Annotated in this window: 22 protein-coding genes; 6 read left to right on the top strand and 16 right to left on the bottom strand. The window is 61.6% G+C overall.

The window, feature by feature from the left end; translation table 11 throughout:
• Positions 1–240 (top strand): hypothetical protein (locus tag B5F27_RS16990; protein ID WP_206423000.1); only part of this gene is annotated, 240 nt, incomplete at its 5' end.
• 356 nt (positions 241–596) lie between these two features.
• Positions 597–2,768, top strand: a complete 2,172-nt coding sequence (nrdD, locus tag B5F27_RS09230; protein WP_087248276.1) for an anaerobic ribonucleoside-triphosphate reductase — start codon at positions 597–599, stop codon at positions 2,766–2,768.
• Positions 2,769–3,019: 251 nt separating this feature from the next.
• Here the strand turns inward: nrdD and B5F27_RS09225 are convergent, their stop codons facing one another.
• Entirely contained in the window at positions 3,020–3,241 is a 222-nt protein-coding gene (locus B5F27_RS09225) for a hypothetical protein (protein WP_087248278.1), read from the bottom strand.
• 550 nt (positions 3,242–3,791) lie between these two features.
• On the opposite strand from B5F27_RS09225, the gene nrdG reads away from it, so the two are divergent.
• Positions 3,792–4,343 (top strand): anaerobic ribonucleoside-triphosphate reductase activating protein, encoded by a 552-nt coding sequence (gene nrdG, locus B5F27_RS09220; protein WP_087366809.1) that lies wholly within the window; start codon positions 3,792–3,794, stop codon positions 4,341–4,343.
• Between the two features lie 488 nt (positions 4,344–4,831).
• Here the strand turns inward: nrdG and cysK are convergent, their stop codons facing one another.
• Positions 4,832–5,770: a cysteine synthase A gene (gene cysK / locus B5F27_RS09215; RefSeq protein ID WP_087248282.1), complete on the bottom strand. Its 939-nt coding sequence runs from the start codon at positions 5,768–5,770 to the stop codon at positions 4,832–4,834.
• Positions 5,771–5,949: 179 nt separating this feature from the next.
• Here cysK and B5F27_RS09210 point away from each other — a divergent pair, with 179 nt between their 5' ends.
• The gene (locus B5F27_RS09210) at positions 5,950–6,381 is read left to right on the top strand and encodes an Rrf2 family transcriptional regulator (RefSeq protein WP_087248323.1); all 432 of its coding nucleotides are present in this window, start codon (positions 5,950–5,952) and stop codon (positions 6,379–6,381) included.
• A 464-nt stretch (positions 6,382–6,845) separates the two neighbouring features.
• On the opposite strand, the gene B5F27_RS09205 is transcribed toward B5F27_RS09210, so the two are convergent.
• The 14 genes from B5F27_RS09205 to B5F27_RS09140 all read right to left on the bottom strand — a co-directional run bounded on the left by B5F27_RS09205 (position 6,846) and on the right by B5F27_RS09140 (position 22,922).
• Positions 6,846–9,275 carry a homocysteine S-methyltransferase family protein gene (locus B5F27_RS09205; RefSeq protein ID WP_242962143.1) on the bottom strand — a complete coding sequence of 810 codons (2,430 nt, stop codon included), beginning with the start codon at positions 9,273–9,275 and terminating at the stop codon, positions 6,846–6,848.
• Entirely contained in the window at positions 9,265–9,945 is a 681-nt protein-coding gene (locus B5F27_RS09200; RefSeq protein WP_087366806.1) for a vitamin B12 dependent-methionine synthase activation domain-containing protein, read from the bottom strand. The genes B5F27_RS09205 and B5F27_RS09200 overlap by 11 nt, the downstream gene beginning before the upstream one ends.
• A 739-nt stretch (positions 9,946–10,684) precedes the next feature.
• Positions 10,685–11,221 (bottom strand): DUF5662 family protein, encoded by a 537-nt coding sequence (locus tag B5F27_RS09195; protein ID WP_087366803.1) that lies wholly within the window; start codon positions 11,219–11,221, stop codon positions 10,685–10,687.
• A 34-nt stretch (positions 11,222–11,255) separates the two neighbouring features.
• Positions 11,256–13,139 carry a glycosyltransferase family 2 protein gene (locus B5F27_RS09190; protein WP_087366800.1) on the bottom strand — a complete coding sequence of 628 codons (1,884 nt, stop codon included), beginning with the start codon at positions 13,137–13,139 and terminating at the stop codon, positions 11,256–11,258.
• Between the two features lie 35 nt (positions 13,140–13,174).
• Complete coding sequence (locus tag B5F27_RS09185) at positions 13,175–13,933, bottom strand: ABC transporter ATP-binding protein (RefSeq protein WP_087248290.1); 759 nt, start codon at positions 13,931–13,933, stop codon at positions 13,175–13,177.
• A 22-nt stretch (positions 13,934–13,955) separates the two neighbouring features.
• Positions 13,956–14,765 carry an ABC transporter permease gene (locus B5F27_RS09180; RefSeq protein WP_242956933.1) on the bottom strand — a complete coding sequence of 270 codons (810 nt, stop codon included), beginning with the start codon at positions 14,763–14,765 and terminating at the stop codon, positions 13,956–13,958.
• 5 nt (positions 14,766–14,770) lie between these two features.
• Positions 14,771–15,337 carry a dTDP-4-dehydrorhamnose 3,5-epimerase gene (gene rfbC, locus B5F27_RS09175; RefSeq protein ID WP_087248294.1) on the bottom strand — a complete coding sequence of 189 codons (567 nt, stop codon included), beginning with the start codon at positions 15,335–15,337 and terminating at the stop codon, positions 14,771–14,773.
• Between the two features lie 15 nt (positions 15,338–15,352).
• Positions 15,353–16,693 (bottom strand): serine hydrolase, encoded by a 1,341-nt coding sequence (locus tag B5F27_RS09170; protein WP_087366797.1) that lies wholly within the window; start codon positions 16,691–16,693, stop codon positions 15,353–15,355.
• A gap of 72 nt (positions 16,694–16,765) precedes the next feature.
• Complete coding sequence (locus B5F27_RS09165; RefSeq protein ID WP_087248298.1) at positions 16,766–17,368, bottom strand: dipicolinate synthase subunit B; 603 nt, start codon at positions 17,366–17,368, stop codon at positions 16,766–16,768.
• Positions 17,365–18,168, bottom strand: coding sequence for an NAD(P)-dependent oxidoreductase (locus B5F27_RS09160; RefSeq protein ID WP_087366794.1), 804 nt, complete (start codon positions 18,166–18,168; stop codon positions 17,365–17,367). Before B5F27_RS09160 ends, B5F27_RS09165 begins: the two co-directional genes overlap by 4 nt.
• 112 nt (positions 18,169–18,280) lie before the next feature.
• Positions 18,281–18,886 carry an ECF transporter S component gene (locus B5F27_RS09155; protein ID WP_087248302.1) on the bottom strand — a complete coding sequence of 202 codons (606 nt, stop codon included), beginning with the start codon at positions 18,884–18,886 and terminating at the stop codon, positions 18,281–18,283.
• 224 nt (positions 18,887–19,110) lie between these two features.
• Positions 19,111–20,091 carry a Gfo/Idh/MocA family oxidoreductase gene (locus tag B5F27_RS09150; protein ID WP_087248304.1) on the bottom strand — a complete coding sequence of 327 codons (981 nt, stop codon included), beginning with the start codon at positions 20,089–20,091 and terminating at the stop codon, positions 19,111–19,113.
• On the bottom strand, positions 20,088–20,954 hold the full coding sequence (locus B5F27_RS09145) for a type III pantothenate kinase (protein WP_087366791.1): 867 nt from the start codon (positions 20,952–20,954) through the stop codon (positions 20,088–20,090). The genes B5F27_RS09150 and B5F27_RS09145 overlap by 4 nt, the downstream gene beginning before the upstream one ends.
• Positions 20,955–21,365: 411 nt before the next feature.
• Positions 21,366–22,922 (bottom strand): ATP-dependent DNA helicase RecQ, encoded by a 1,557-nt coding sequence (locus B5F27_RS09140; protein ID WP_087248308.1) that lies wholly within the window; start codon positions 22,920–22,922, stop codon positions 21,366–21,368.
• Positions 22,923–23,235: 313 nt separating this feature from the next.
• On the opposite strand from B5F27_RS09140, the gene B5F27_RS09135 reads away from it, so the two are divergent.
• Together B5F27_RS09135 and B5F27_RS09130 are read left to right on the top strand one after the other, a co-directional pair.
• On the top strand, positions 23,236–24,267 hold the full coding sequence (locus B5F27_RS09135; RefSeq protein WP_087366787.1) for a glycosyltransferase family 2 protein: 1,032 nt from the start codon (positions 23,236–23,238) through the stop codon (positions 24,265–24,267).
• 217 nt (positions 24,268–24,484) lie between these two features.
• On the top strand, positions 24,485–25,807 hold the full coding sequence (locus B5F27_RS09130; protein WP_087248312.1) for an NAD(P)-dependent oxidoreductase: 1,323 nt from the start codon (positions 24,485–24,487) through the stop codon (positions 25,805–25,807).
• Positions 25,808–25,885 lie beyond the last annotated feature (78 nt).

The raw sequence follows: 25,885 nt of genomic DNA, 5'->3' as shown, positions 1-25,885 counted from the left end.
GTCCTGTATGAATTACTTTTTGGAATTTTAAGTGTTTCCAACACTTTAAAGGTTCCGTTACAAGTATTCGATATTGTTCAATTTTCAAGGTCCTGTCCGCTCAGCCTCTTGGCCTGCGACCTGTTTATTTTACCACGTCCGGTCCGTTTTGTCAAGCACTTTTTTCATCTTTTTTCAAGTGATTTTGAAGTGCTTTCATTCTTTCGGACTCTCGCGGAAGCCGTTCCGCCGGGCGCCTGAGTATAATACTACAGAGTCCGACTTTTGTCAAGCACTTTTTCCAACTTTTTTCAAGACTTTTTGGGAGCCATGATTCCGCCCCAAAATCTTGTGCCTTTTTTGGGCATCCCTCCAAAAACACTAAATATGGGGTTGAAGTCCTTGACTTGCCACTAAATAATGGTATCATAGTCTTGCACACCGCGCGGACGGCCGCGCGGGACGACCGTTTTCAGGGGTTCTCTCCTCTATATATAGTAGATTTCCCGGGCGGTCAACCCATTCCAGCGCAAGCTTTATTCTATTATTATATATAGGCAGCCAGAGGGCGTTCACCGCCGTCTGCTGCCGCAAGCGGACAAAGGAGGAGGAATCGCATGAAGATCATCAAGCGAAACGGTACCGAGGTGCCCTTCGATATTACCAAGATTATTGTGGCTGTCTCCAAGGCCAACGAGTCGGTGGAGGAAAATCTCCGTCTGACCCGGGAACAGATCACCGACATCGCCGCCGCCGTCACCGGCCGCTGCCAGCAGCTGAGCCGTGCGGTGAGCGTCGAGGAAGTTCAGGACATGGTGGAAAACGAGCTGATGGACATTCAGGCTCATGATGTGGCCCGCCATTACATTACCTACCGGTACATCCAGAACCTGAAGCGCCAGACCAACACCACCGACGAGCGCATCCTCAGCCTCATCGAGTGCAACAACGAGGAAGTCAAGCAGGAGAACTCCAACAAGAACCCTACCGTCAACAGCGTCCAGCGCGACTACATGGCCGGTGAGATCTCCAAGGACCTGACCGCCCGTCTGCTGCTGCCCCCCGACATCGTCAAGGCACACCAGGAAGGTCTGATCCACTTCCACGACGCCGACTACTTCGCACAGCACATGCACAACTGCGATCTGGTCAACCTGGAGGATATGCTCCAGAACGGCACCGTCATTTCGGGCACCTTTATTGAGAAGCCCCACAGCTTCTCCACTGCCTGCAACATCGCCACCCAGATCATTGCACAGGTGGCTTCCAACCAGTACGGCGGCCAGAGCATCAGCCTGACCCATCTGGCTCCCTTCGTGGACGTCTCCCGCAAGAAGATCGCCGCCGAGGTGGAAAGCGAGATGGAGGGCCTGCCCGTCTCCGCCGAGCGGAAAAAGGCCATTGTGGAAAAGCGGCTGCGGGCTGAGATCAACCGCGGCGTTCAGACCATCCAGTACCAGGTGGTCACCCTGATGACCACCAACGGCCAGGCCCCCTTCATCACCGTGTTTATGTATCTGGGCGAGGCCCGGAATCCCCAGGAGAAAGCCGACCTGGCCATCATCATTGAGGAGACCATCCGCCAGCGCTACCAGGGCGTCAAGAACGAGGCCGGCGTCTGGATCACCCCCGCCTTCCCCAAACTGATTTACGTGCTGGAGGAGGACAACATCCACCCCGACTCCCCCTATTACTATCTGACCGAGCTGGCCGCCAAGTGCACCGCCAAGCGGATGGTGCCCGACTACATCTCGGAAAAGAAGATGCTGGAGCTGAAAGTCGACAAGAATGGCGAGGGCCACTGCTACACCTGCATGGGCTGCCGCAGCTTCCTGACCCCCTACGTGGACCCCGAGACCAACAAGCCCAAGTACTACGGCCGATTCAATCAGGGCGTGGTCACCATCAACCTGGTGGACGTGGCTCTGAGCTCCAAGGGCAACTTTGACCAGTTCTGGAAGATCTTCGACGAGCGTTTGGATCTGTGCCACCGGGCCCTGCAGGCCCGCCACCAGCGTCTGCTGGGCACCCTGAGCGACGCTGCCCCCATTCTGTGGCAGTACGGCGCTCTGGCCCGTCTGAAGAAGGGCGAGAAGATTGACAAACTGCTCTATGGCGGCTACTCCACCATCAGCCTGGGCTACGCCGGCCTGTATGAGTGCGTCAAGTATATGACCGGCAAGAGCCACACCGACGCCGAGGCCAAACCCTTTGCCCTGAGCGTCATGCAGCACATGAACGACTGCTGCAAGGCATGGAAGCAGGCCGAGAACATGGACTACTCCCTGTACGGCACCCCGCTGGAGTCCACCACCTACAAGTTCGCCAGCTGCCTGCAGAAGCGGTTCGGCATCATCCCCGGCATCACCGACAAGAACTATATCACCAACAGCTATCACGTCCATGTGTCGGAGAACATCGACGCCTTCACCAAGCTGAAGTTTGAGAGCGAGTTCCAGGAGCTGTCTCCCGGCGGCGCCATCAGCTACATCGAGGTGCCCAACATGCAGGATAACCTGGAGGCCGTCATGAGCGTGCTCCAGTTCATCTACGACAACATTATGTATGCAGAGCTGAACACCAAGTCCGACTACTGCCAGTGCTGCGGCTACGACGGCGAAATCCGCATCGTCGAGGACGACGGCAAGCTGGTCTGGGAATGCCCCAAGTGCGGCAACCGCGACCAGAGCAAGCTGAATGTGGCCCGCCGCACCTGCGGCTACATCGGGACTCAGTTCTGGAATCAGGGCCGTACCCAGGAGATCCGGGACCGGGTGCTTCACCTCTAACAAGCTCCCCGTCGGGTTTTCCTCCCCCGGCGGGGCTTTTTATGCCCTGCGTCGCGCTGCCCCGGGGGGCCGCCCCGAGGGACAGTCCGTTCCCTGTGGAAACATAGCCTGAACATCACGGCCCGGGTCCTCTTTCTGCGCGTGCCCCAGGCACGACAAAAAGCCCCCGCCGGATTCACTCCGGCGGGGGCTTTCTTCTGATTCAGTCACAGGCACAAAGCCTGCAGCGTTCCGCTCATTCCGGCGGATGCTTACACTGCACAGGCACGCACGCAGGCGCGCAGGGCATGGGCATTCTCCGAGACGACCTCGACGGGACGGCTATAGTCCAGCCGAAGCAGCCCGAGAAGGCTCTTTGCATCGGCAATCTGGCCGTTTGCATCATGGATGCCCACGTCGCTGTTCAGGGCGCTGGCAATGTGTGCGATCTTGTTGATCTGGTCAATGTTCTTCACTCTTACTCGTTCGATCATAAAAAGGTCCTTCCTTTCTCGGGTTTTTTGGAACATCCTCCGGTGCTCTGCTCAGATCTGGTTGTCCAGGCAGAAGCCCCAGCGATCCACACAGGCGTCCTCCATGCGGCTCTGCACTGCGGCGTTGCAGCTGAAGGAATTAAGAATCATCTCAATATATTTCATAATACGCAATCTCCTTTGCAATGGATTTGGATTGCCCGCCTCAATGCTGCGGCAATCCGTCTCCGCTTTCCACCAAGCGGAGCAGTTATTCCCGGCTTCTCGCTGCCGGGCTTTCCGGACGCCCTCTATCTGCGTCCTTGCCCGTATTATATTCACCTTGCACAAGGAATTCAATACTTTTTTGTGAATAATCACAGAATTCGGCGTCACACACAAGTTTCAGACGGTTCAGACGATATTTTTCGTTCCAACTATACGGAAAAATGTGCGCCAATCGAAAACACTGTACTTCTTTCCCACATCAGCAATTCCATCACAAACAAAACCGCCCTATTTACCGCTGTCATTACTGCGCGGCCGTCCGCCGCGGCAAGGAGGAATTCCCATGAATTACGCCAACATCAAATACTACGACATCTCCAACGGTCCGGGGGTGCGGACCAGCCTGTTCGTGTCGGGCTGCACCCACCGGTGCCCCGGCTGCTTCAATGAAATCGCCTGGGACTTTGGCTACGGCGCCCCCTTCACCAAGGAGGTGCGGAACCAGATTTTTGCCTCCTGCCAGCCCGACTACATCACGGGTCTGTCCCTGCTGGGCGGCGAGCCGATGGAGCCGGCCAACCAGCGGGAGCTGCTGCCCTTCCTGCGCAACTTTAAGGCCCTTTACCCCACCAAGACCATCTGGTGCTACTCAGGCTATACCCTGGAACAGCTGCAGGGCAAAGAGCCCTCCCGCTGCCGGTGCGAGGCCACCGACGAAATCCTGTCCCTGCTGGACGTGCTGGTGGACGGTCCCTTTGTGCAGGCTCAGTATGACATCAGCCTCCGGTTCCGGGGCAGCGCCAACCAGCGCTTGCTGGATATGCCCAAGACCCTGGCGGCCGGACAGCCGGTGCTGTGGGAGGATGAGCCGGTCTTTTCCACCCATACCATGTAAGCTTCAACCCACTTTCCAACAAAAAATCCCTGCCCCCAAACCAGGAGCAGGGATTTTTCTTTGATGCTTTTCTTCGGCACAGATGCTGGGAGCGAGCCGGAGCTCTTTCCTCTTGCGCTTAGCCGATTTTTGCGGCGCGCCACGGCGGGCGCTTGCAAAAATCGGAGCGCTGCTCCGGGTTGTGGTGCCCTGCTTTTGCTTCGAGCGTCGCCGCGCTCTCGCAAAAGACAGACCACGGCCCCAACTCCGGCTCGGCTGTTTCTGCCGCGGGCAGCACCTCGCCTACGTTGCCAACGGCGGCTCCCTGTTTTGTCCGCAGGACGTGCCGATCGATCCAAATCCGCCTTGTATCGTACCGTGCCGCAGGCACAAACGCCGGGAGCGAGCCGGAGCGTAACGGCCCCGTGAAACTGTCTGAGACCCGGAAACTTCATGGTACCCAGTAAAAAGTCTTTTGCCTACTTTTCTTCCAGAAAAGTAGGGGGGGCTTACTTTTTCTCGGAAAAATAAGGGGTGGAGAGATAGCGGTCGCCGGTGTCGGGGAACAGGGTGACGATGGTCTTGCCCTTGTTCTCGGGACGGCGAGCCAGCTGGACCGCTGCCCAGAGGGCCGCGCCCGAAGAAATGCCCGCCAGAACGCCTTCCTCGCGGCCCAGATTCCGGCCGGCCGTGTAGGCTTCCTCGTCGGTCACCGGGATGATCTCGTCGTAAATGGAGGTGTCCAAAATGGCCGGAACAAAACCGGCCCCCAGACCCTGGAGCCCGTGAGACCCGGGATTCTTGCCGCTGAGCACCGCCGAGGTGGCCGGCTCCACGCCCACCACCTTGATGTCGGGGTTCTGGCTCTTGAGATACCGTCCCACGCCGGTGATGGTGCCGCCGGTGCCGATGCCCGCCACAAAGATGTCTACCTGCCCGTCGGTGTCGGCCCAGATCTCGGGACCGGTAGAGGCCTCGTGGGCCGCCGGGTTGGCGGGGTTGTCAAACTGTCCCGGGATGAAGGAGCCGGGAATCTCGGCGGCCAGCTCGTTGGCCCGGGCAATGGCCCCCGTCATTCCCTTGCTGCCCTCGGTCAGGACCAGCTCGGCGCCGTAGGCCTTCATCAGAAGCCGGCGCTCCATGCTCATGGTCTCGGGCATCACAATGATGACCCGATACCCGCGGGACGCCGCCACACTGGCCAGGCCGATGCCGGTATTGCCCGAGGTGGGCTCGATGATGACGGCGCCCGGCTTCAGGAGGCCTTTGGCCTCGGCGTCGTCCAGCATGGCTTTCGCCACACGGTCCTTCACCGAGCCGCCGGGGTTGAACATCTCCAGCTTGGCCAGGATGCGGGCCTCCAGGCCCTCTTTCTTCTCTATATGGGTCAGCTCCAGCAGGGGGGTGTGCCCGATCAGCTGGTCTGCTGCGGTGTAGATCTTGCTCATATTCATTCCTCCTCACAGGGCGGTTTACCAACTCAACCAGTCGGTTTAAGGGAATTATAACTGCACCGGAGGATTTTGTCAACATTTTCCCACAGCACAGTTGAAAAGTCACTTACCCTGTCGTATAATAGGTTAAAAAGGCTCTGCCATGTGCAGCCTTGGAACAGGAGCAGACGAATATGATTGTTTCGACAAAAGGGCGGTATGCGCTGCGGGTCATGATCGACCTGGCCGAACATCAGTCGGAGAAATACATGCCCCTCAAAGAAATCGCCGCCCGGCAGGGCATCTCGGAAAAATACCTGGAAAACATCCTGAAATCCCTGGTCCAAAACGGCCTTTTGCAGGGGCTGCGGGGCAAGGGCGGCGGCTATCGCCTGACCCGTCCCGCCGATCAATACCGGATCAGCGATATCCTGCTTTTGACCGAGGGGAATCTGGCCCCGGTCACCTGTCTGGAACCGGGTGCAGCGGCCTGCGGCCGCCTGTCCGAGTGCCGCACCTATGAGATGTGGCGCGGCCTGAACGAGGTCATCCGGGATTATCTGGACAAAATCACCCTGGCCGACCTGGCCCGGCCGGCCCAGTCCGGGGACGACTATGTGATCTGATTTCCGCCCATACAAAAAGCGCCCGCCTTCCCGCAAGGAGAAGGCCGGGCGCTTTTCGCGTTTTGGCACAAGGTTTTGCCGGTGTCCGGCCTGTGGGCTGCCGCCGTCCAGGCCGGACCACCGTCTGCAAAGAAAAGGGACAGCACCGTGAAAAAGGAAAAGTGCCGGTGCTGTCCTGTATCAGGAACTCCGCGCCGAAGCGGGAGAGAGTAAGTAGTCTGTCCGCCGCCCGGCGATTGCCTGGCATGGGCGGGGGAACAGTAGGATGTCGGAGCCGCGGCCTGCCGCCCTGCTGGGCGGGGCTGCGGTGAGGTCTGGGGGGACCTTTGGAAAGGGAGTTGAATCCACTTGAGGGGGAGGTCTGTTCTCCTCCCCGACTGCACTTTAAGTATACAGCCAATTTGTGGCAGCTTTTTGTGTTCTTTTTGAACGATTTGCAAACATATGGCCGCCGGGGGCCGGGGTCACTGGACCTGGTAAAACTCCTTGGCGATATCGGCGGAACGCTTGGCATCCCTGGCGTACCAGTCGGCCCCGATCTGCATGGCGTAGCTCTCGGTGAGCACCGCGCCACCCACCATCACCTTGCAGTCCAGCTTGGCGGCGTGCAGGGCCTCGATGGTCTCGGCCATGCTCTTGAGGGTGGTGGTCATGAGGGCCGACAGGCCCACCAGCCGGGCGCCGCTCTGGCGCACCGCCTCCACCACCGTCTCCACCGGCACATCCCGGCCCAGATCCAGCACGTCAAAGCCGTAGTTTTCCAGAATCACCCGGACAATGTTTTTGCCGATATCGTGGACATCCCCCTTGACGGTGGCCAGAACGATTTTGCCCTTGCTCTCACCGGGGCGGCCCTGTTTGGCGACGGCGGCCTTGATCTCCTCAAAGGCAGCCTGGGCCGCGCTGGCCGACTGAAGCAGCTGGGGCAGGAACAGAGTCCCCTTCTCATAGCCCGCGCCCACCACGTCCAGGGCCGGGATCAGGGCATGATCCACCAGGTCCAAGGGCGGGTGCTCTGCCAGAAGGGCCCGGGTGGCGGCGGCGGATTCGCCCTTGAGGCCCTGTTCCACCGCCCGCATCAGGGCGGCATAGGGTCCGCTCTCCCCGGCTGCCTCACCGGCCGCCGCACCGCTGGTGCTCTGCTGCACCGGCTGGGGCGCGGCCGACGGCATGGCGCGGCCGGCATAACGGGCAATATAGGCCCCGCTCTGCCGGTCGCGGCCTGACAAAACATTGTATGCAAACACCGCGCCCATCATTTCTTCGCTGGCGGGATTCATGATGGCCAAATCCAAACCGGCCTGCATGGCCATGGTCAAAAAGGCGGTGTTCAGGTAGGGACGGCAGGGCAGGCCGAAGCTGATGTTGGACACGCCCAGCACCGTCCGCACCCCCAGCTCCTCCTTGCAGGCCCGGAGGGCCTCCAGGGTGGTCATGACGTCGTCCTGCTGGGCGCTGGCGGTCAGGGTCAGGCAGTCAATGTAGATATCCTCCAGAGGAATCCCCGCCGCCAGGGCCGCATCCCGGATACGGGCCGCAATGGCCACCCGCTGGGCGGCGGTCTTGGGGATGCCGTTTTCGTCCAGGGTCAGGCCCACCACGGCGGCACCGTACTTTTTGCACAGGGGCAGCAGGCGGTCCAGCACCGCCTGTTCCCCGTTGACCGAGTTGACAATGGGCTTGCCGTTGTAGGCCCGCAGACCCCGGGCCAGGGCCTCGGCGTTGGAGGAGTCCAGCTGCAGGGGCAGCGACACCACGCTCTGCAGGGCCTTTACCACCTTTTCCATGGCGGCGGGCTCGTCCACCCCGGGAACACCCACGTTGACGTCCAGCACCACCGCGCCGCTGTCGGCCTGGCTGATGCCCTGGGCCAGGATGTAGTCCACATCCCCTTCCCGGACCGCCTGTTGAAACCGCTTTTTGCCGGTGGGGTTGATCCGCTCGCCCACCACCGTGATGCCGTCCACCTGGACGCACTGCACCGGGGTGCACAGGACCGACGGCATGGGATGGGCCGGGCGGCCCACCGGGCAGTCGTCAAAAACCTTGTGCAGCGCCCGGATGAAATCGGGATTGGTGCCGCAGCAGCCTCCCGCCGCGAACAGGCCCAGTTCCCGGTAGGGCTTGAGCTGCATGGCAAAGAGCTGGGGGGTGATGTCGTAGCCGCTGCCGTCGGCCCGGGGCAGGCCGGCATTGGGCTTGACAAACACCGGGTAATCCCCCGGCACCGCCTCACAGAGGGCCCTGGCCATGGGGTAAATTTCCTTGGGGCCCAGACTGCAGTTGATGCCCAGGGCATCCGCACCCAGACCCCGGGCGGTGGCGGCAAAGCTGCCCACCGTACACCCGGTAAAGGTCCGGCCGCCGGCCTCAAAGCTCATGCTGGCCAGAACCGGAAGGTCACAGTTTTCCTTGCAGGCCAGCAGGGCGGCTTTCAGCTCATACAGATCGGTGAAGGTCTCCAGCAGTACCAGGTCCGCCCCGGCTGCCGCGCCGGCCCGGATGATCTCGGCAAAGTCGGCCACCGCATCCTCAAAGGCGAGGGTGCCTGCCGGTTCCAGCAGTTCCCCCAGAGGGCCCACGTCCAGAGCCACCCATGCCCCATGGGGCGCCGCGGCACGGCGGGCGCAGGCAATGCCCGCCTCCACCACCTGGGCCACCGTGTAGGGGGTACCCGCCAGCTTGTGGGCCGACGCGCCAAAGGTATTGGCGCAGACAATGCGGCTGCCTGCCGCCGCATACTGGGCGTGGATGGATTCAATCAGGGCGGGATTTTCCAGGTTCAGGGCCTCGGGCTTGGCGCCCAGGGGCAGGCCCGCCGCCTGCAGCATGGTGCCCATGGCGCCATCCAGCAGGATGGTGCGGGCGGAGGAAAAAAGTTCTTCAGCTCTCACAGGTTACGCCTCTCTTTCGATATTCGCATTTATCGCGCAGGGCACAGTGGGCACAACCCGCCCGTTTGCCGGTGACGGGCACATCGTTGAGACCCAGCACCGCCGTCACGCTCTTGCGCGGAAGCATTAAAAAGGTATCGGTGACATACAGGCCGATCCGCTTCTGGGTATCCAGCAGGGCCGCCAGCCGGGGCTGCACCGCGATGGGCCAATCCCCATATCCCGGCGAATAGCGCCCCGTCAAATACAGGCCCTGGTCCCGGGCCATGGCCCGCAGAATCTCCTCGGCCTGGTCGCAGACCTGTTCCGCCAGGGTACTGGCCAGCGCATCGGTGGCGGCCTGGGCGGCCACATCTCCGATGCCGGCGCGGCGGATCTGGGCGTCTACCCCGGGGCCCAGCGTCACCGCCAGCAGCACCGCCTCGGGACAGCCGGCCAGGTGGCGTTCCACGTCCGCCCCCTGCCACAGAGAGGCCAAATCATCTTTTTTCGCCCGCAGATACACCGCCCGGGGCGCAGCGGCATTCAGCAGCGGCCGGGCACACCGGTCCAGCAGAGCCATTGTGGCCGAATCCGGCTCACCCCGCGCCCCCAAGTACCGTGCCGCCTGGGCCAGATCAATTTCTTCGGGCCGTTTCAGTTCCAGAACCCGACAGACTGCCGTGGACATCCACAAAGCCCCCTTTCATTCATGATTGCTTTATTGTAGCACAGTTTCCCCCAAAATCAAAACCTTCCTTTTTCTTGCCTCCCTTTTTCTTGAAAGAAAAAGGGAGCAAAAAGAACTTTACTGGGTACCATACAGTTTCCGGGTCTCCGATCGTTCCGCGGAACCGTTACGCTCCGGCTCGCTCCCGGCGTTTGTGCCTGCGGCACGGTACGATGCAAACCATCTCAAGACCCGTTTTCTGACCTGCGAAAAAGCTCTATAAACAAAAATCCCCGCCCCTGCGGCAAGCAGAAGCGGAGATTTTGTACTTATGGAGCTTTCCTATATGCGGAAAGCAGCACGACGGAATAAAAAAACAGATTAGGACTCGCAAAACCTTGGACTCAACGGGGCGCAGCCCGGGAACCTCATAAAGCGGCTGAAACCTTGCCGCCGACTGGACTTGGTGAGAACCATAGCAGCCAGTGGTACCAGGTGAATCCTCTTGCGCTTAGCCAATTTTCTCTGCGAGCATGAATGCCCTTGTGAAAATTGGAGCGCTGCTCCGGGTTGCGGTGCCCTGTTTTTGCTTCGGGCGGCGCAGCGCCCACGCAAAAAGCAGACCGCTGTCCCTGCTCCGCCTCGGCTGTTTCTGCCGCAGGCAGCGCCTCAGCTACGCAGCCAACGGCGGCTCCCTGTTTCGTCCACTGGACGCGGTCGCCGCCGTTGCCTTTGCCTACTTTTCTTCCAGAAAAGTAGGTCAGTATTCCTGGTGGAGGCCAAGGAGGGCTTTCATGTAGGCGAAAGTGGCGTCCTGGCCCTGGTCGCGGACCATTTTCAGGAGCTTTTCCAGCATGGCCCGGGACGCCGGATGCATCAGGTAATGGTCCCGGCTGCGCTGGTAATACTCCCAGGCCGAGGCATCGGTGTAGCGGTCCCCCAGATAAACCTGGCTGGCCGCCACACGGTCACAGACCATCTCGCAGATGTACCGCAGGGGAATCTTCATGCCGATCAGGCCGGTCTTGCCCCCGCCGTAATCAATCCAGTACTCCAGATGATGCTTGTTGCAGCCCTTGTGATGGAGCCACGCCGCCGTGTATCCCTTGGCCTGGCGCTCGGCTTCGTTGGGGCTGTGGTCTCCCTGATAGTAGATGCACCCAGGTATGAACTCGGTGGGACTGTACTTGCTCAGATCGTGGGCCAGGCCCTGCTTATACAGCCCGCACGCAAAACAATACTGCATCACCAGCATCTTGTGCCGGGTGATGGTGCTGAAATGCCCCAGAACGTTCACACTGCATCTCTCCTTTTGGTTTTGTTTTTGCGTTTTATTGCGCTCTGTAGCGCACCCGCAGTTCCCCGGACTGGAGCCGTTTCAGGTCGGCGCTCTCGGAAAAGTCCTCCCGGTCGTGGGTCAGGCTGGGGTTGTAGTAGGGATCGTTGAGGATGTTGTTCCGGCCGTGCTGGTCATAGAGACGCTGCTGCTCGGCCGCAAAACGGCGCTCCTTGATGGGGTCCTTTTCGTCCGAGCCGCGGCTCTTGCTCTCGTGGTGGTACAGCCAGGCATAGGGGGTCCAGATGACCCGATATCCGGCATCCCGCACCCGCAGGCAGAAATCCACGTCGTTGAAGGCCACCGCGAACCGCTCATCCAGCCCGCCCACGGCGTCCCAGACGCTGGTTTTCACCAGCAGACAGGCCCCCGTCACCGCCGAAAAGTCCTGCACCGTGGCGGCCCGGAACATATAGCCGCTGCCGCCCCGGTTCTTGTACTTGTGGCTGTGGCCGGCATAACCGCCCAGGCCGGTGATGACGCCTGCATGCTGGATGGTGTCGTCGGGATAGTAGAGCATGGCCCCGCAGATGGCGCCGCCCCGGGGGCGGGCGCACTGGCGGACCAGCTCGGTCATCCACTCGCCGTCGGTGATTTCCACGTCGTTGTTCAGCAACAGCAAATAGCTGCCGGAAGCATACTTCCGGCCAAAGTTGTTGATGGCCGAGAAGTTGAACCCCTTGCCCGGATACTGCACCACCCGCAGGCCCTCATAGCGGCGCTGGGCCTCCTTGTAATAGGCGAAGGTCTCGGGCTTCTCTGAGTTGTTCTCGATGACGATGACCTCATAGTTTTCCCAGAGAGTCCGGGCATAGAGGCTGTGGAGGCACTGTTCCAGGTCGTCGGTATGGTCCTTGTTGGGGATCAGAACGCTGACCTTGGGCTCGCCCTCCACCTCCCACCGCACCCGGTAGGTGCTGGGGAACAGGCCGTCGGTGACTTCGCCCTTCTGGCCGGTGCGGGCCAGGTGGTCCGCCAGGGCCCGCTTGGCCGCCGCGGCCACATAGGGCTTGGCGTCGGTGCCCCCCGAGGTGGACCCGGCGTGAACCCGCCAATAGTACAGCACCTGGGGCAGGTGGGCGGCGCCTCCCACCTTTTCGATCAGGCGGAGGAACAGGTCGTGGTCCTGGCTGCCGTTGCATTCCGGCCGCTCGCCCCCGATCTGCTCATACAGTTCCCGGCGGAACACCGCCAGGTGACAGATGTAGTTGCAGCAGAGGAGGTAGTCCGGGGCATAGTCGGGCTTGAAATGGGCGGCCCGGGGGCGGCGGATGTCCTTTTCAAAGAGGGCCTCGTCGCTGTACAGGAACCCGTCGGGCTGGCCTGCGGCCCGCAGGTCTAGGATGGCCCGGCCCATCTCATACATGGCATGGGGGGCCAGGACGTCGTCGTGGTCGGCCAGGGCCAGATATTCCCCGTCCGCCAGGGCGGCGGCCGCATTGGTGTTCTGGGCAATGCCCTGGTTTTCGATCTTCTTGTATACGATCTGTTGATTCTTTGCCTGATATTCCCGCACAATCTCCCCTACTTCGGGGTGAGCGCTGTCGGAAGCGTCCGCCAGGCAGAGCTGGCCATTGGGCGCCGTCTGCCCCACAAAGGAATCCAGAAAGGCCCGCAGGTAGACCGGCGGCGTATTGTACAGGGGGGTCAGGATGCTGATGGTGGGCAGGCCGCAGTCTGCCCGGGTTTTCCCCTCATAAAGGGCCCGCTGGGCTGCCAGAACCTTTTTGTCGGGCAGATAGCGGGCCTTTTTGCCGAAAAAGCGGCGCTTGATGAAGCCCGCGCTCCGTTTGGCCATGGCGGGCAGACCTTCTTCCCTGGCCACCGTCACCGCATAGCGGCTCAGCTCCCGGATGCGTTTGCGCTGCTGTTCGTTCATATGTTTTCCCTCGTATCTCTTGATGGGTCCCGGCCTCAGGCCTGGCCCCGCTGGACCGCCTTGTAGGCGTCGCAGACCGTCTTGGTGTCGCCGTTCATCTTCAGCTGGCCATGGCTCAGCCAGGCCACCTTGGAGCACATCCGCTCGATCTGCTCGATGGAGTGGGACACCAGAATCACGGTGGTGCCGCCGGCCATCAGTTCCTGCATCCGCTTTTCACACTTCTGCTGGAACAAAAAGTCGCCGACCGACAGCACCTCGTCGGCAATCAGGATCTGGGGCTTGGTGATGGTGGCGATGGCAAAGCCGATGCGGGCCACCATGCCCGAGGAATAGTTTTTCAGGGGAACGTCCAGGAAGTTCTGCAGCTCGCTGAACTCCACGATTTCGTCGAACTTTTCGTCCAGGTACTTGGGCGAAAAGCCCAGCACCGTGCCGTTCAGGTAGATGTTCTCCCGGGCGGTCAGGTCCATGTCAAAGCCGGCGCCCAGCTCGATGAGGGGCGCAATGGTCCCCCGCACCGTCACCTGGCCCCGGGTGGGCTTGTACACCCCCGCAATGGTCTTGAGCAGGGTGGACTTGCCTGAGCCGTTCAGGCCCACCAGACCGTAAAAGTCCCCCGGCATGATGTCCAGGCTGACGTTTTTGAGGGCGTAAAATTCATCGTAGTGCAGCCGGCCCTGGACCATGGCCAGAAAGTATTCTTTCAGGCTCTCGTGTTTTTCGCTGGCCAGGTTGAAGCACATCGAGACATTTTTGATCTCGATGATGGGCTGTGTATTGGGTGTGTCCATGGGTGTTGTCTCCTCCCCCTCATCAGATATGCAGGACAAAGCGGTCCTGGGTGCGGCGGAAGGCCGTCACCCCCACCAGCAGCGAGATCACGGCGCACAGGCCGCAGACCTCCACCATCCGCAGATCCAGCGGGATGCCCCACATGACGGTGCGGCGGAAGCCGGTGATATACCAGTAAATCGGATTGAGGGCGATGACCTGCTGCATATTGAACCCGCCGATGGAGAAGGTCATCTGGGCGGGGTCATAGAAGATGGCCGAGAAGTAGAGCAGAGCGGTCACAAAGACGCTCCAGATGTGCTGAATATCCCGGAAAAAGACGGTGGCCGCCGCCAGGAACAAAGACACCCCCAGGCTGAAGAAGAACAGGGTGACCAGAGGGTACACCGCCTGGATCAGGGTCAGGTGGAAGGAGCTGCCGGTGAAGATCATGACCAGCAGCAGCGCCACAAAGCTGAACACACAGTTCACCATGGCGAAGCAGCACTTCTCCAGGGGGAAGATATATTTGGGGATATAGACCTTTTTCAGCAGAGGGGCGGCGGCAAGGATGCTGCCCATGCTGGTGGAGGTGGATTCGTTGAAGAAGTTGAACAGCAGCTGGCCGCACATCAGGAACACAGGGAAGTTGTCAATGCCGCTGCCCCGCATATCCATCAGGCTGCTGAACACCGCCCAGTACACAAGGCACATCAGCAGCGGGTTGAGGACGCTCCACACCACGCCCAGGACGCTGCGGCGGTATTTCAGCTTGAAATCCCGGCTGACCAGATTGTACAACAGATACCGGTAGCGCCACAGGGCGCCCCACATTGCTTTCAGTTTTGCCACAGCCGTCACCACTTTGCAAAGAAGTCAAAGGTCTGGGCGGCAAAGGGCTCATGGAGCTTGTCCTTGGCGCTGGTCTTGTGCTCACAGCCGCAGTCGGGCCACACCACGCCCACGGTGGGATCATCGTAGGGGATGCCGCCCTCGCTGGTGGGGTCGTAGACATCGGTGCACTTATAGCAGAACTCTGCCACGTCGCTCAGCACCAGGAAGCCGTGGGCAAAGCCCTCGGGGATATAGAACATCTTTTTGTTCTCGGCCGAGAGGGTGACGCCCACCCATTTGCCGAAGGTGGCGCTGTTCGGGCGGCAGTCCACCGCCACGTCATACACCTCGCCCAGGGTGACGCGGACCAGTTTGCCCTGGGTGTGCTGTTTCTGGAAGTGGAGGCCCCGCAGAACGCCCCGGGTGGAACGGCTCTGGTTGTCCTGAACGAACTCGGCCGGGATGCCTGCCGCCGCAAAATCCTCTTTCTTGTAGGTCTCCATGAAATAGCCGCGGTCGTCGCCGAACACCTGGGGCTCGATGACCACCACGCCGGGGATCTCAGTCTGCGTAAAAGTGAACTTACCCATAATCGTATACCTCTTTTATTTTTGTTTATAAGAACTATCAGCAGGTTGTGCCCTGTTTAAGCGTACAACAGCGCCGCGGCGGCGGCTATACCAGAAAGCGCCGGCCCCCACAATCACCACCGCCAGCACAGCGGCCCCCATCACCATGGGAATCCCTGAGCGGGGCGCCACATCCCCGGCCGCCGGGTGGGCGGCGCCGCGGCTGGTTTCCAGAGCATTCCGCAGGCCGGTGGTGGTCAGCGGCACCCGGATGCTGGCCGTCTCCTGCCAGTCTCCGCCGTGGACGGTGTACACCGCCCAGCCGTTCAGCTCGCCGCCCAGGGTGTACACCTCGGGCAGGTCGATGCTGAGGGTCACGTCCTCCGCCGTCAGGCCCGCCGCCAGCGGCACCCGGATGCCCGGTGCATCCAGGCTCAGGGTGCCCAGCACGTCGCCGCCGCCCCGCACCGTAATGCTGGCCGCGCCGGTCATGCCCGGGACATCGGTATAGCCGGTCCAGGTGGAGAAGGCATAGTCCAGCAGGGCGCGGACGTCGGTGTAGCGGTCGGCCTTGCTCTCGCTGCGCATGGTCACGCAGATCACCTTGACCCCGTTTTTCTCGGCCAGGCAGACATAGGTCTGGCGCGCAATGTCGGTATACCCGATCTTGGACCCCAGGATGGTGGGCTCATAGAACATGCTGGAACCGATCCGCATGGAGTCCTGCTGGGAGAAGTAACGGGTCACCGGCTGGAGGTTGGTGGGCTGCATGATATACATCTCGTTGTTGGTGAACAGCTCCTCAAACCCCGGCTGGGTCAAAGCCCAGCGGAGAATCTGGGCCATGTCGTAGCAGCTGGTATAGTGGTTTTCGTCGCTGATGCCGTGGGGGTTGGCAAAATGAGTGTGGGCCAGACCCAGCTCGGCCACCTGGTCGTTCATGGCCTGAACGCCGTCGGCGATGGACCCGCCCCCGAAGTATTCCGCCAGCACGTTGGCCCCGTCGTTGGCGCTGGCCATCATGGTGGCGTAGAGCAGGTCCTTCACCGGGACCTGTTCCCCTTCCAGCAGGGCGATGTGGCTGGAATCGGTGCCGGCCAGGGAATACACATCCTCATGGCTCACCGTCACCACGCCGGTCCAGTCTCCCTGGGCCTTTTCGCAGGCCAGGCCCAGGGTCATCACCTTGGTGATGGAGGCCGGGTGCAGCTCCTGGTCCATGTTCTGCTGGGCCAGCACCAGGCCGGTCTCGGCATCAATGATACAGTAGGCCTGGGTGGCGCCCAGAGACGGGCCCGCCGCCCCGGCCGGCAGCCCGAAGGCTGTCAGCACCAGCAGAGCCGCAAAGGCTGCAAGAGCTGTGGTCAGTTGTTTCATTCTTCCCTCTTTCCCGGCAAAAGCGCCCGGCGCTCCGCCTCTTTCTGGATCTTTTATAGTATAGCACACTTTTTATTGAGGGAAAAGAGGTCTCTGCAGCAGCACCGGCTGGAGCTGGCGGCCCGCCATGGCCTCCCGGAGGGTCCGGGGAATGAGGGTCATATCGGCCTTGAGGCTCTGGGGTTTGCCCACCGGATCGTCCTGGGCATAGGGGACAAAATAGAAGCCCTTCCGCTGCATCAGGCGGGCGATATTCTCTCCCGAGGCCCCCAGGCCGTCGTTGGTGGACACCGCCACCACCACCGGGCACCCCACCCGCAGCAGGCTCTTGGCCGCCAGCGTCACCGGGGTGTCGGACAGCCCCGCCGCCAGCCGGGCCAGGGTGGCCCCGGTACAGGGAGCGATCACCAGGGCGTCGGCCATGTGTTTGGGGCCCAGGGGCTCCACCCCGGTCAGGGTATCCAGCACCGGGCGGCCGGCGGCCGCCTCCAGCTTGGCTTTCCAGCCGGCGGCGCTGCCGAACCGGGTATCGGTGCCCGCCGCCGCAAAGCTCATCACCGGGATCACCTGCCAGCCGCGGGCCGCCAGTTTCGCCGCCTGGGGTACCGCCGCTTCAAAAGTACAAAAGCTTCCACACAGAGCAAAGGCCACCGTGCCGATCTGATTCCCGTTCATTCTGCCGCCTCCTGTTCCGCCCGTTCCCTGATGATTTCCAGCACCGTATTGGCCACATATTCTCCCGCGCTCTCGGGCGCACAGCGCACGGGCAGACTGAGGGCCGGCAGGGCGGTATGGCCCAGCGCGGCCGCCGCGGCAAAATCGGTGCCTCCCGGCCGGCTGGCCAGATCCACAATCAGGCTGCCGGGCCGCAGGGCCGCCAGCACCGGCCGGGTCAGGACCAGGGCCGGAATGGTGTTCACCACCGCGTCAAAACCGGGGGCTGCCGCCGCCAATTCCTCCAGAGGAATCACCCAGTGGGCCCCCTGGCTCCGGGCCAGGGCCCGCTGGGAGGCCCGCCGGGCCGCCACCGTCACATGGGCGCCCAGGGCCGTCAGGCGCACCGCCAGCGCCTGCCCCACCGGGCCATAGCCGGTCACCAGCACCGGCGCGTCCCACAGAGTCCGCACCCGGCGCTCCAGCAGAATCCCGATGCACCCCTCCGCCGTGGGGATGGCGTTGAGGACGGTCAGCTCCTCCCGGGCAAAGTAGTCCACCATGGTGATGCCCGCCTCCCGGGCCAGCCGCCGGGCCTCGGCGGAGGGTTTGCCGGCCAGAGCCAGGGCCCCCGGTTTGGCGGACCGCAGAAGTCCCGCCAGCCCCACCGCCTCCACATCCAGCGGCAGGGGCAGCAGAATATAGTCGGCCCAGCCGATCTGTCCCGGCCCGCCCACCCGGAACCCCGCCCGGGCCAGGGCCCGGCCTGCGGCCGCCTGCCGGGCGTCGTCGCCTACCACCGCAAAGAGCTTATCTGTCATGGTGCATCCCCCCTGTGACTCAGCCTATGCGGGCCGGGGCCAGGGTGTGCGGACCGCAGCAAAAAAGGCAGGCCTTCCGGCCTGCCTGCGATGCAAAAGGGATCGTTTGGATTTATTTGATATACCGCTCCACGGCGCGTGCCACGATGCCGCCCAGCAGACCGCTGACCAGGAACTCCGCCACGCCCTGGACGCCCACCAGCAGGACCACAAAGATCAGGGGGTTGGTGGCGCCGTTGGCGGCCACCAGACCCTGGACGTAGTCGCAGTTATAGAAGGCCAGGACGATGTAGCCCATGAAGAAAACGGTGTTGAGCAGCGGGGCGCACATGGCGCTGACGATGCAGCTCCAGTTCCCCTTCTTGTCCAGGCGGCGCAGGGCCTCATAGATCAGGCCCACGCACAGGCCCATCAGCAGACGCATGCCCACGCACAGGATAAAGGTGTGCAGCGGGCTGACCTGGAACAGGGCGCTGGTCATGGCGGAGCCGCCGGTGATGGCGTCATAGAAGCTGACCGCGCCGAACACGGCGCCCAGAATCAGACCGGCCAGAGGGCCCATGGTGATGGCGCCCACCGCAATGGGCAGGGTCAAAAAGCTCATGTACAGCGGGCCCACCGGCACGCTGCCCAGGCCGATGGCCTTCATCACCAGTTCGATGGCTACCAACAGGGCCAGCCGGGTCAATGCCTGAAGATTGGTATGATTGCGATTCATAATGTCATTCCTCCTGCTGCCGTTCCGCCCTCAAAAACGGATACAGCGCAAAACTATAGCTTTTGTGTTTGCGAACCAAAGCTTTTTCGTCCGGCCCCACAGCCGGACCTTCCCACCGCCTTTTTCTATTTCCATCCTCTCTGCCGCGGCCCGACCGCCGGGCGGCGGCTGCATGATTCGTCCGGCCTTGGGTTGGAGTGCCGGTACAAAATGCCAAGAGGCGTTTACCTGTCGCAGGGGAACCGAATCCCCGCATCCTTCCGGGCCACCGTCAAAACCCGGCTCACCGCCAGGGAGGTATCCAGCATGCCGCTGCACATTTCCTGGTCACCGGCGTCAATGGCCCGGGCAAACGCCTCAAATTCCGCCGCACAGCGGGGGCGCTTGCCGTTGAGGGAGAAGTGTTCCTCTTTTCCATCGTTGAGATGGAGGGTGAGAGGGCCGCAGAAATTGGCGGTACTCTTTTGGAGCAGATAGCCGCGGGTGCCCTGGATCACATACCGGGGCGGGGCCGCGCAGTCCTTGGCGGCGATGCTCACCGCCTTGAAGGAGCGGTAATCCATGGTCAGGATGCCGCTGGTATCAATGCCGCGCTCCACATTGGCGGTATAATGGACCTGCTGGGGCTCTCCGAACAGGCCCACCAGATAGCTGATGTTGTAGACGGCCAGATCCATCAACGCGCCGCCCGCCTGGTTGGGGTCAAAGACGGGGGCCACCTGGCCGGCGCAGAAGGCGTCGTACCGGCTGGAATACTGGCTGAAATTGCACTGCACCAGCTTCACCGGGCCCACCCGGGGCAGCAGCTGACGCAGTTTATGGTAATTTTCCATGTACAGGGTGGTGACCGCCTCAAAGAGGAACAGGCCCTTTTTGCGGGCCAGGTCGGCCAGCTGGACCGCCTCCGCGGCGCAGGGCGCCAGCGGCTTTTCCACAATGACGTTCCGGCCCGCCTCCAGCGCCGCCCTGGTATAGGCGGTGTGGAGCAGATTGGGCAGCGCCACATAGACAGTATCCACCGCCTTCAGCAGTTCCTCATAGTCGGTGGTATGAAGGGGGACCCCATATTGTTCACAGAGGGCCTTGGCCTGGGCCGCGCTGCGCTGGGTGCTGCACAGGGCAGCCACCTCTACCACCGGCGACTGTGCCAGCCAGGGCAGAAACTCCTGGACGATTTTTCCGCTGCCTACAATGCCCAGTTTCATCCTGCCGTCCTCCTTTTCATCTGCCGCCCGCCCCGGGGCTGGTCTTCCCGGCGCGAGGGATGCAGGCGGCGGCTGTCGCCCCGGCGGGCCGGACGGCTGTTCATCTCATACAGCAAAGCCAGACCCTTCAGCATCAGTTCGGGGTCATAGGTCAGGGGATGCCGGCACAGGGGGGCCACATATTTGGCCAGGCCGCCGGTCAGCACCAGGGTAGCGGAGCTGCCCAGCTCCTCCTCGATCCGGGCCGCCATTCCGTCCAGAAGGACGGCGGTGCCCATCACCGAGCCCGAGAGCATACATTCCTGGGTAGTGGTGCCGATGGCGTGGCGGGGCCGCGCCAGATGAATCTGGGGCAGCTGGGCGCACCGGTCTCCCAGTGCCCGCAGGCCGGTGGACAGGCCGGGGCAGATCACCCCGCCCCGGAACACCCGGTTTTCATCCACCACATTAAAGGTCGTGGCGGTGCCCAGGTCCACCGTAATCACCGGCAGAGGGTAATTGGCCGCCGCATAGGCGGCGTCTGCAATCCGGTCCTTGCCCACAGCGGAGGGATCAGGAACCCCCATGGTCAGGCCGGTGCGGATATCGGGACCCACAATCACCGGGTCCTTGCCGGTATAGTGCCGTGCGCACACCGCCAGAGCTCCGGTGAGCTGAGGCACAACGCTGGTCAGCACAGCCCCCTCGAACCACACTTTGCGTTCGGGGTTGCGCCGCCGCGAAAAAATCCGATCCATTTCAGCACGGTACTCGGCTGCGGTATGGGTGCGCACCGTATCCATATGGGCCACAAAGCATACACGTCCGTCCTTGATGCCGCCCAGGGCGACGGTGGTGTTGCCTATATCGATGGCTAAGATCATGTGTTTTGAAAGCCTTTCGGCCCCTCCCTTCCAATCTATCGCTGCGCGTTTGGCAGCATCCGTTTAGATCGCTTTATTTTACCTCATTTTAACGTAACTTACAAGTGCTCCCCGCTTTTTCGAGAAAAAGCTTGGCAAAAAGCTTTACTGGGTACCATCAACTCTGGCCGCTCTTTATGCCGTTTGTGAGGGTTGCAGACTATGCCGCGCTCACGTTACGTCCGGGCTGCGCCCGGATACGATGCAAACCACCTCAAAACCTGGTTTTATGGCTCACCAAAAAGTTGCATAAAATCACAAAGCCCCGTTCCCATAAAAGGAGAGGGGCGTTCTTTTAAGATTAAGATCAGCACAACAGAACCGATGATTTTTCCAGGTGAACCAAGCGAATAGTAAAAATATTTTTATCATTTACTTGGCATGCCGTTTGACCAGGGTCAAAAATGCAGGGCCATACCGGGCGGCCTTCGTTTCACCAATGCCGCTGATTTGCAGCAGGTCTTCCTTGGTGGTGGGACGTCGGGTACAGATATCCCGCAGGGTGGCGTCGGAGAAAACCATGAAGGCCGGCAGTTTTTCCTTGCGGGCCAACTCCTTGCGCAGGGCATAGAGGGCGGCCAGCAGTTCTTCGTCCTGGGTGCTGAGGGTGAGGCGGGCGGCCTCCCGGCTGGCCTTGCGGCGGTTGGGATCGGTTGTGGGGTCGTTGGGGTCGGGCGCGCGGCGCTGGGGCACAGGCACCTTGACGGCCAGGCAGTTGGAACAGTTGTTGCAGGTCATGGGGCTCTTTTCTCCAAAATAGCGGAGCAGATCCGCCCGCAGGCACCGCCGGGTGGTGGCGTAAAACGTCATGTACTTGAGCCGTTCCCGGGCCTGTTCGGCCACGGCCTGGCGCACCTCGTCGGGCTGGTCGCCGGATTGCTCCTCCCGGTCAATGAGGTACTGGGCAATCCGCACGTCGCTGGGGGCGTAGAACAAAACGCAGCGGGCCGGTTCCCCGTCCCGGCCGGCGCGGCCCGCCTCCTGATAGTAGCTCTCGATGTCCTTGGGCATATTGTAATGGAGGACAAAGCGGACATTGGGCTTATCGATGCCCATACCGAAGGCGTTGGTGGCCACCATCACCTGGATCCGGTCATAGAGGAAATCCTCCTGGTTTTTCTTGCGTTCCTCCGGGGACATTCTGCCGTGGTAGGGCGCCGCCGCAATTCCCACCTGAGACACCAGGTTTGTCACTTCCCCCACCTGGCGGATGGTACTGCAATAGATGATGCCGGGGGCATCTCCCTCCTCCAGCAGGAACTTCACCAGGGCGTGGGGCTTTTCCCCCGAGATCACCCGCATGGTCTCAAACCGCAGGTTGGGCCGGTCAAAGCCGGTGGTCAGGCGGAAGGGCCGCTCCAGATCCAGCTTATCCTCGATGTCCTCCTTAACCCGGACGGTGGCTGTGGCGGTAAAGGCGCTGACCACCGGGCGGGTGGGCAGCTGGCGGACGAAATCCTGAATCTGCAGGTAGCTGGGCCGGAAATCATGGCCCCACTGGCTGATGCAGTGGGCTTCGTCCACCGTCACCATGCTGATGGGCTGTTCCTCGGCAAACCGCAGAAATCCCGGCATCTGGAGCCGTTCGGGCGCCACATAGATGATTTTGTACCGGCCCTCCTGGGCGCGGCGGAGCATCAGGGCCTTCTGGTTGTCGTTGAGGCTGTTGTTCAGGTAGGCCGCCGGCACGCCTGCCGCCACCAGCGCCCGGACCTGGTCCTGCATCAGGCTGATGAGGGGGCTGACCACCAGGGTGATCCCCGGCATCATCAGGGCCGGCACCTGGTAACAGATGGACTTGCCTGCGCCGGTGGGCATCACCGCCAGCACATCCCGCCCCGACAGAATCGCCTCCACGATCTCCTCCTGTCCTGGGCGGAAACGGTCATAGCCGAACACCCGTTTTAAAACGCTGTACTGATCCTCCATGATGGCCCTCCCTTCGGTCGATCGGTATGCAGTATACCACATTTTTTGTTTTGGGGCCAGCGGTCCGCATTTTATGACTTGTTTTCACGAGTTTTTAGCGGATTTTCCAGCATTTTTGGGTTTTTGAGGCCTTTGGGGCGGATAGATTTTTGCCTCATGACATGGTATAATAGTTGTAACGCGGACACTGGACGGAACTATGCCCCCTGGGCGCCATTCCCATCCGCCCCGGTGCGGAAGGTTATCTCGCATCTGACCGGGATCTGCGGCTGTCCCGCCAACGTCTATCCATCCAAAACGAGGTTAAACAATTATGGATCAAAAACTCATCACCTTTGCCGTGCCCTGTTACAACTCCGCGGCCTATATGCGTCACTGTGTCGACACCCTGCTCACCGCCGGGGAGGACGCCGAAATCATCCTGGTGGACGACGGTTCCACCAAGGACGAAACCCCCGCCATCTGCGACGAATACGCCGCCAAATACCCCACCATCGTCCGGGCCATCCACCAGGAGAACGGCGGCCACGGCGAGGGCGTCAACCAGGGCATCCGCAACGCCACCGGCATTTATTATAAGGTAGTGGACAGCGACGACTGGCTGGACACCGAGGCCCTGGAAAAGGTGCTGAACCGGCTCCGCCTCCTGCTCCACCGCGGCACCGCCCCCGACCTGATGTTCTGCAACTACGTCTATGAGCACGTAGAGGACGGCACCAGCCACACCGTCCGCTACACCAACGTGTTCCCCCAGAACCGTCTGTTTTCCTGGATGCACGTGGGCCACTTCCGCCCCGACCAGAACATCCTGATGCACTCGGTCATCTACCGCACCGAGGTGCTCCGCCGCTGCGGCATGGTGCTGCCCAAGCACACCTTCTATGTGGACAACATCTTTGTCTACCAGCCCCTGCCCTACGTCAAGAGCATGTATTACATGGATCTGGATCTGTACCGCTACTTCATCGGCCGGGCCGACCAGAGCGTCAACGAGAGCGTCATGGTCAAGCGGGTGGACCAGCAGCTGCGGGTGACCCGGTACATGATCGACTGCCAGGATCTGGACGCCCTGCCCCCCGAGCAGCACCGCCTGCGCAGCTACATGAGCCAGTATCTGTCCACCATGATGGCCATCAGCGACATCTTCCTGATTCTGGACGGCAGCCCCGAGGCCAAGGTCAAGAAGGCCGATCTGTGGGCCTATCTGCGGGCCCATGTGAGCCCCCGGGTTTACCGCCGGGTCAAGCTGTCCCTGGGCGGCGCCACCAACCTGAAAATCCCCGGCGGCGACAAGGTCACCATCTTCGGCTACCGTCTCGCCCGCAAGATCGTCAAGTTCAACTGATCGTTTTTTCCGCCCCCGGCCCGCCGCCGGGGGCTTTTCTTGAAGCTTGGCCCCGCCGGCGTTGGCACTTCCGGCGAAAAAGCCAAAAAATCCTGCTGAAAATCAGTGAATCCGTCATTGTACAGCCGGGGCCAAAGGGTGTATTATTATAGCAAGCTGTTGTTGGATACAACATTTCAGAGAAGCGTACCAATCGGACACAAGGAGGATATCATCTATGGCGTTACACGTTCTGGACGAAGCCAACCGCTGCCTGGGGTGCAAAAAGCCCATGTGCCAGCAGGGCTGCCCCATCAGCACCAACATTCCCGAAGTCATCCGCCTGCTGAAGGCCGGCGAGATGGACAAGGCGGGCCGGATGCTGTTTGAAAACAACCCCCTGACCACCGTCTGCAGCCTGGTCTGCGACCACGAAAAGCAGTGCGAGGGCCATTGCATCCGCAACCGGATGCCCTCCCACGACCCGGTACACTTCTCGGTGATTGAGAACTACATTTCCACCACCTACGCCAACAAGATGGTGGCCGGTCCCGCCCCCAAGAACGGCATGCGGGCCGCCATCATTGGTTCCGGCCCGGCCGGCCTGACCATTGCGGTGCTGCTGGCCCGGTGGGGTTATGACATCACCATCTTTGAGGCCCGGGACAAGATCGGCGGCGTCATGCGGTACGGCATCCCCAACTACCGCCTGCCCGACAGCGTCCTGGACGACTTCCAGTACCGTCACCTGGAGCTGAAGGGCATCAAGGTCCGCACCAACACCGAAATCGGCCGCACCCTCACCATCGACGACCTGTTCCGGGACGGCTACAAGAGCATTTTCATCGGCGCCGGCCTGTGGAAGGCCAACGCCATGCACATCAAGGGCGAAAGCCTGGGCAATGTGGCCTTCGGCATCGACTACCTGGCCAACAGCAAGGCCTTCCGGCTGGGGGACAATGTGGCGGTCATCGGCGTGGGCAACTCGGCCATGGACTGCGCCCGCACCGCCATCCGCAACGGCGCCCGCCACGTCACCTGCTACGCCCGCCGGGACGAGAGCTGCATCAGCGCCTCGGCCTATGAGGTCAGCTACGCCAAGCTGGAGGGCGTGGGCTTCCGGTTCTGCAAGGCCCCGGTGGAGATCCGGGACGACGGCCTGATCTGCCGCGACACCGTCAAGGGCGAGGACGGCCGCTTCACCCAGGTGGAGGGCAGCGAGAAATTCTACGCCCACACCGGCGTCATCATTTCGGTGAGCCAGGGCTCCGAGAGCAGCCTGATTCAGACCACCACCGGCATCGACACCAACCAGAAGGGCCTGCTGACGGTGGACCCCAGCGGCCGCACCACCCGTCCCGGCGTCTTTGCCGGCGGCGACGCCGTCAAGGGCGCCCGCACCGTGGTGGAGGCCGTGGCCATGGCCAAGGACGTAGCCGTCGCCATGGACGAGTATATGAAGTCCCTGCCCGCCGACGATGCCGCCGATCCCTACGCCAACATCCCGGTCTTTGACACCCCCACCTCCGACGTGCTGGGGGAGCAGGATCTGAAGATCTGATGCACAGGGATTTCACTTGACCTCTCTGGGCCTTTTTGATAGAATAAAGTTGTCCCGCGTCTGCTGGTTTCGGTGGAC

Source organism: Faecalibacterium sp. An192 (assembly GCF_002160175.1).
Classification (GTDB): Bacteria; Bacillota; Clostridia; order Oscillospirales; family Ruminococcaceae; genus Faecalibacterium.
The sequence above is the reverse complement of the archived record's forward strand: the minus strand, read 5'-3'. Positions and strand labels throughout refer to the sequence as shown.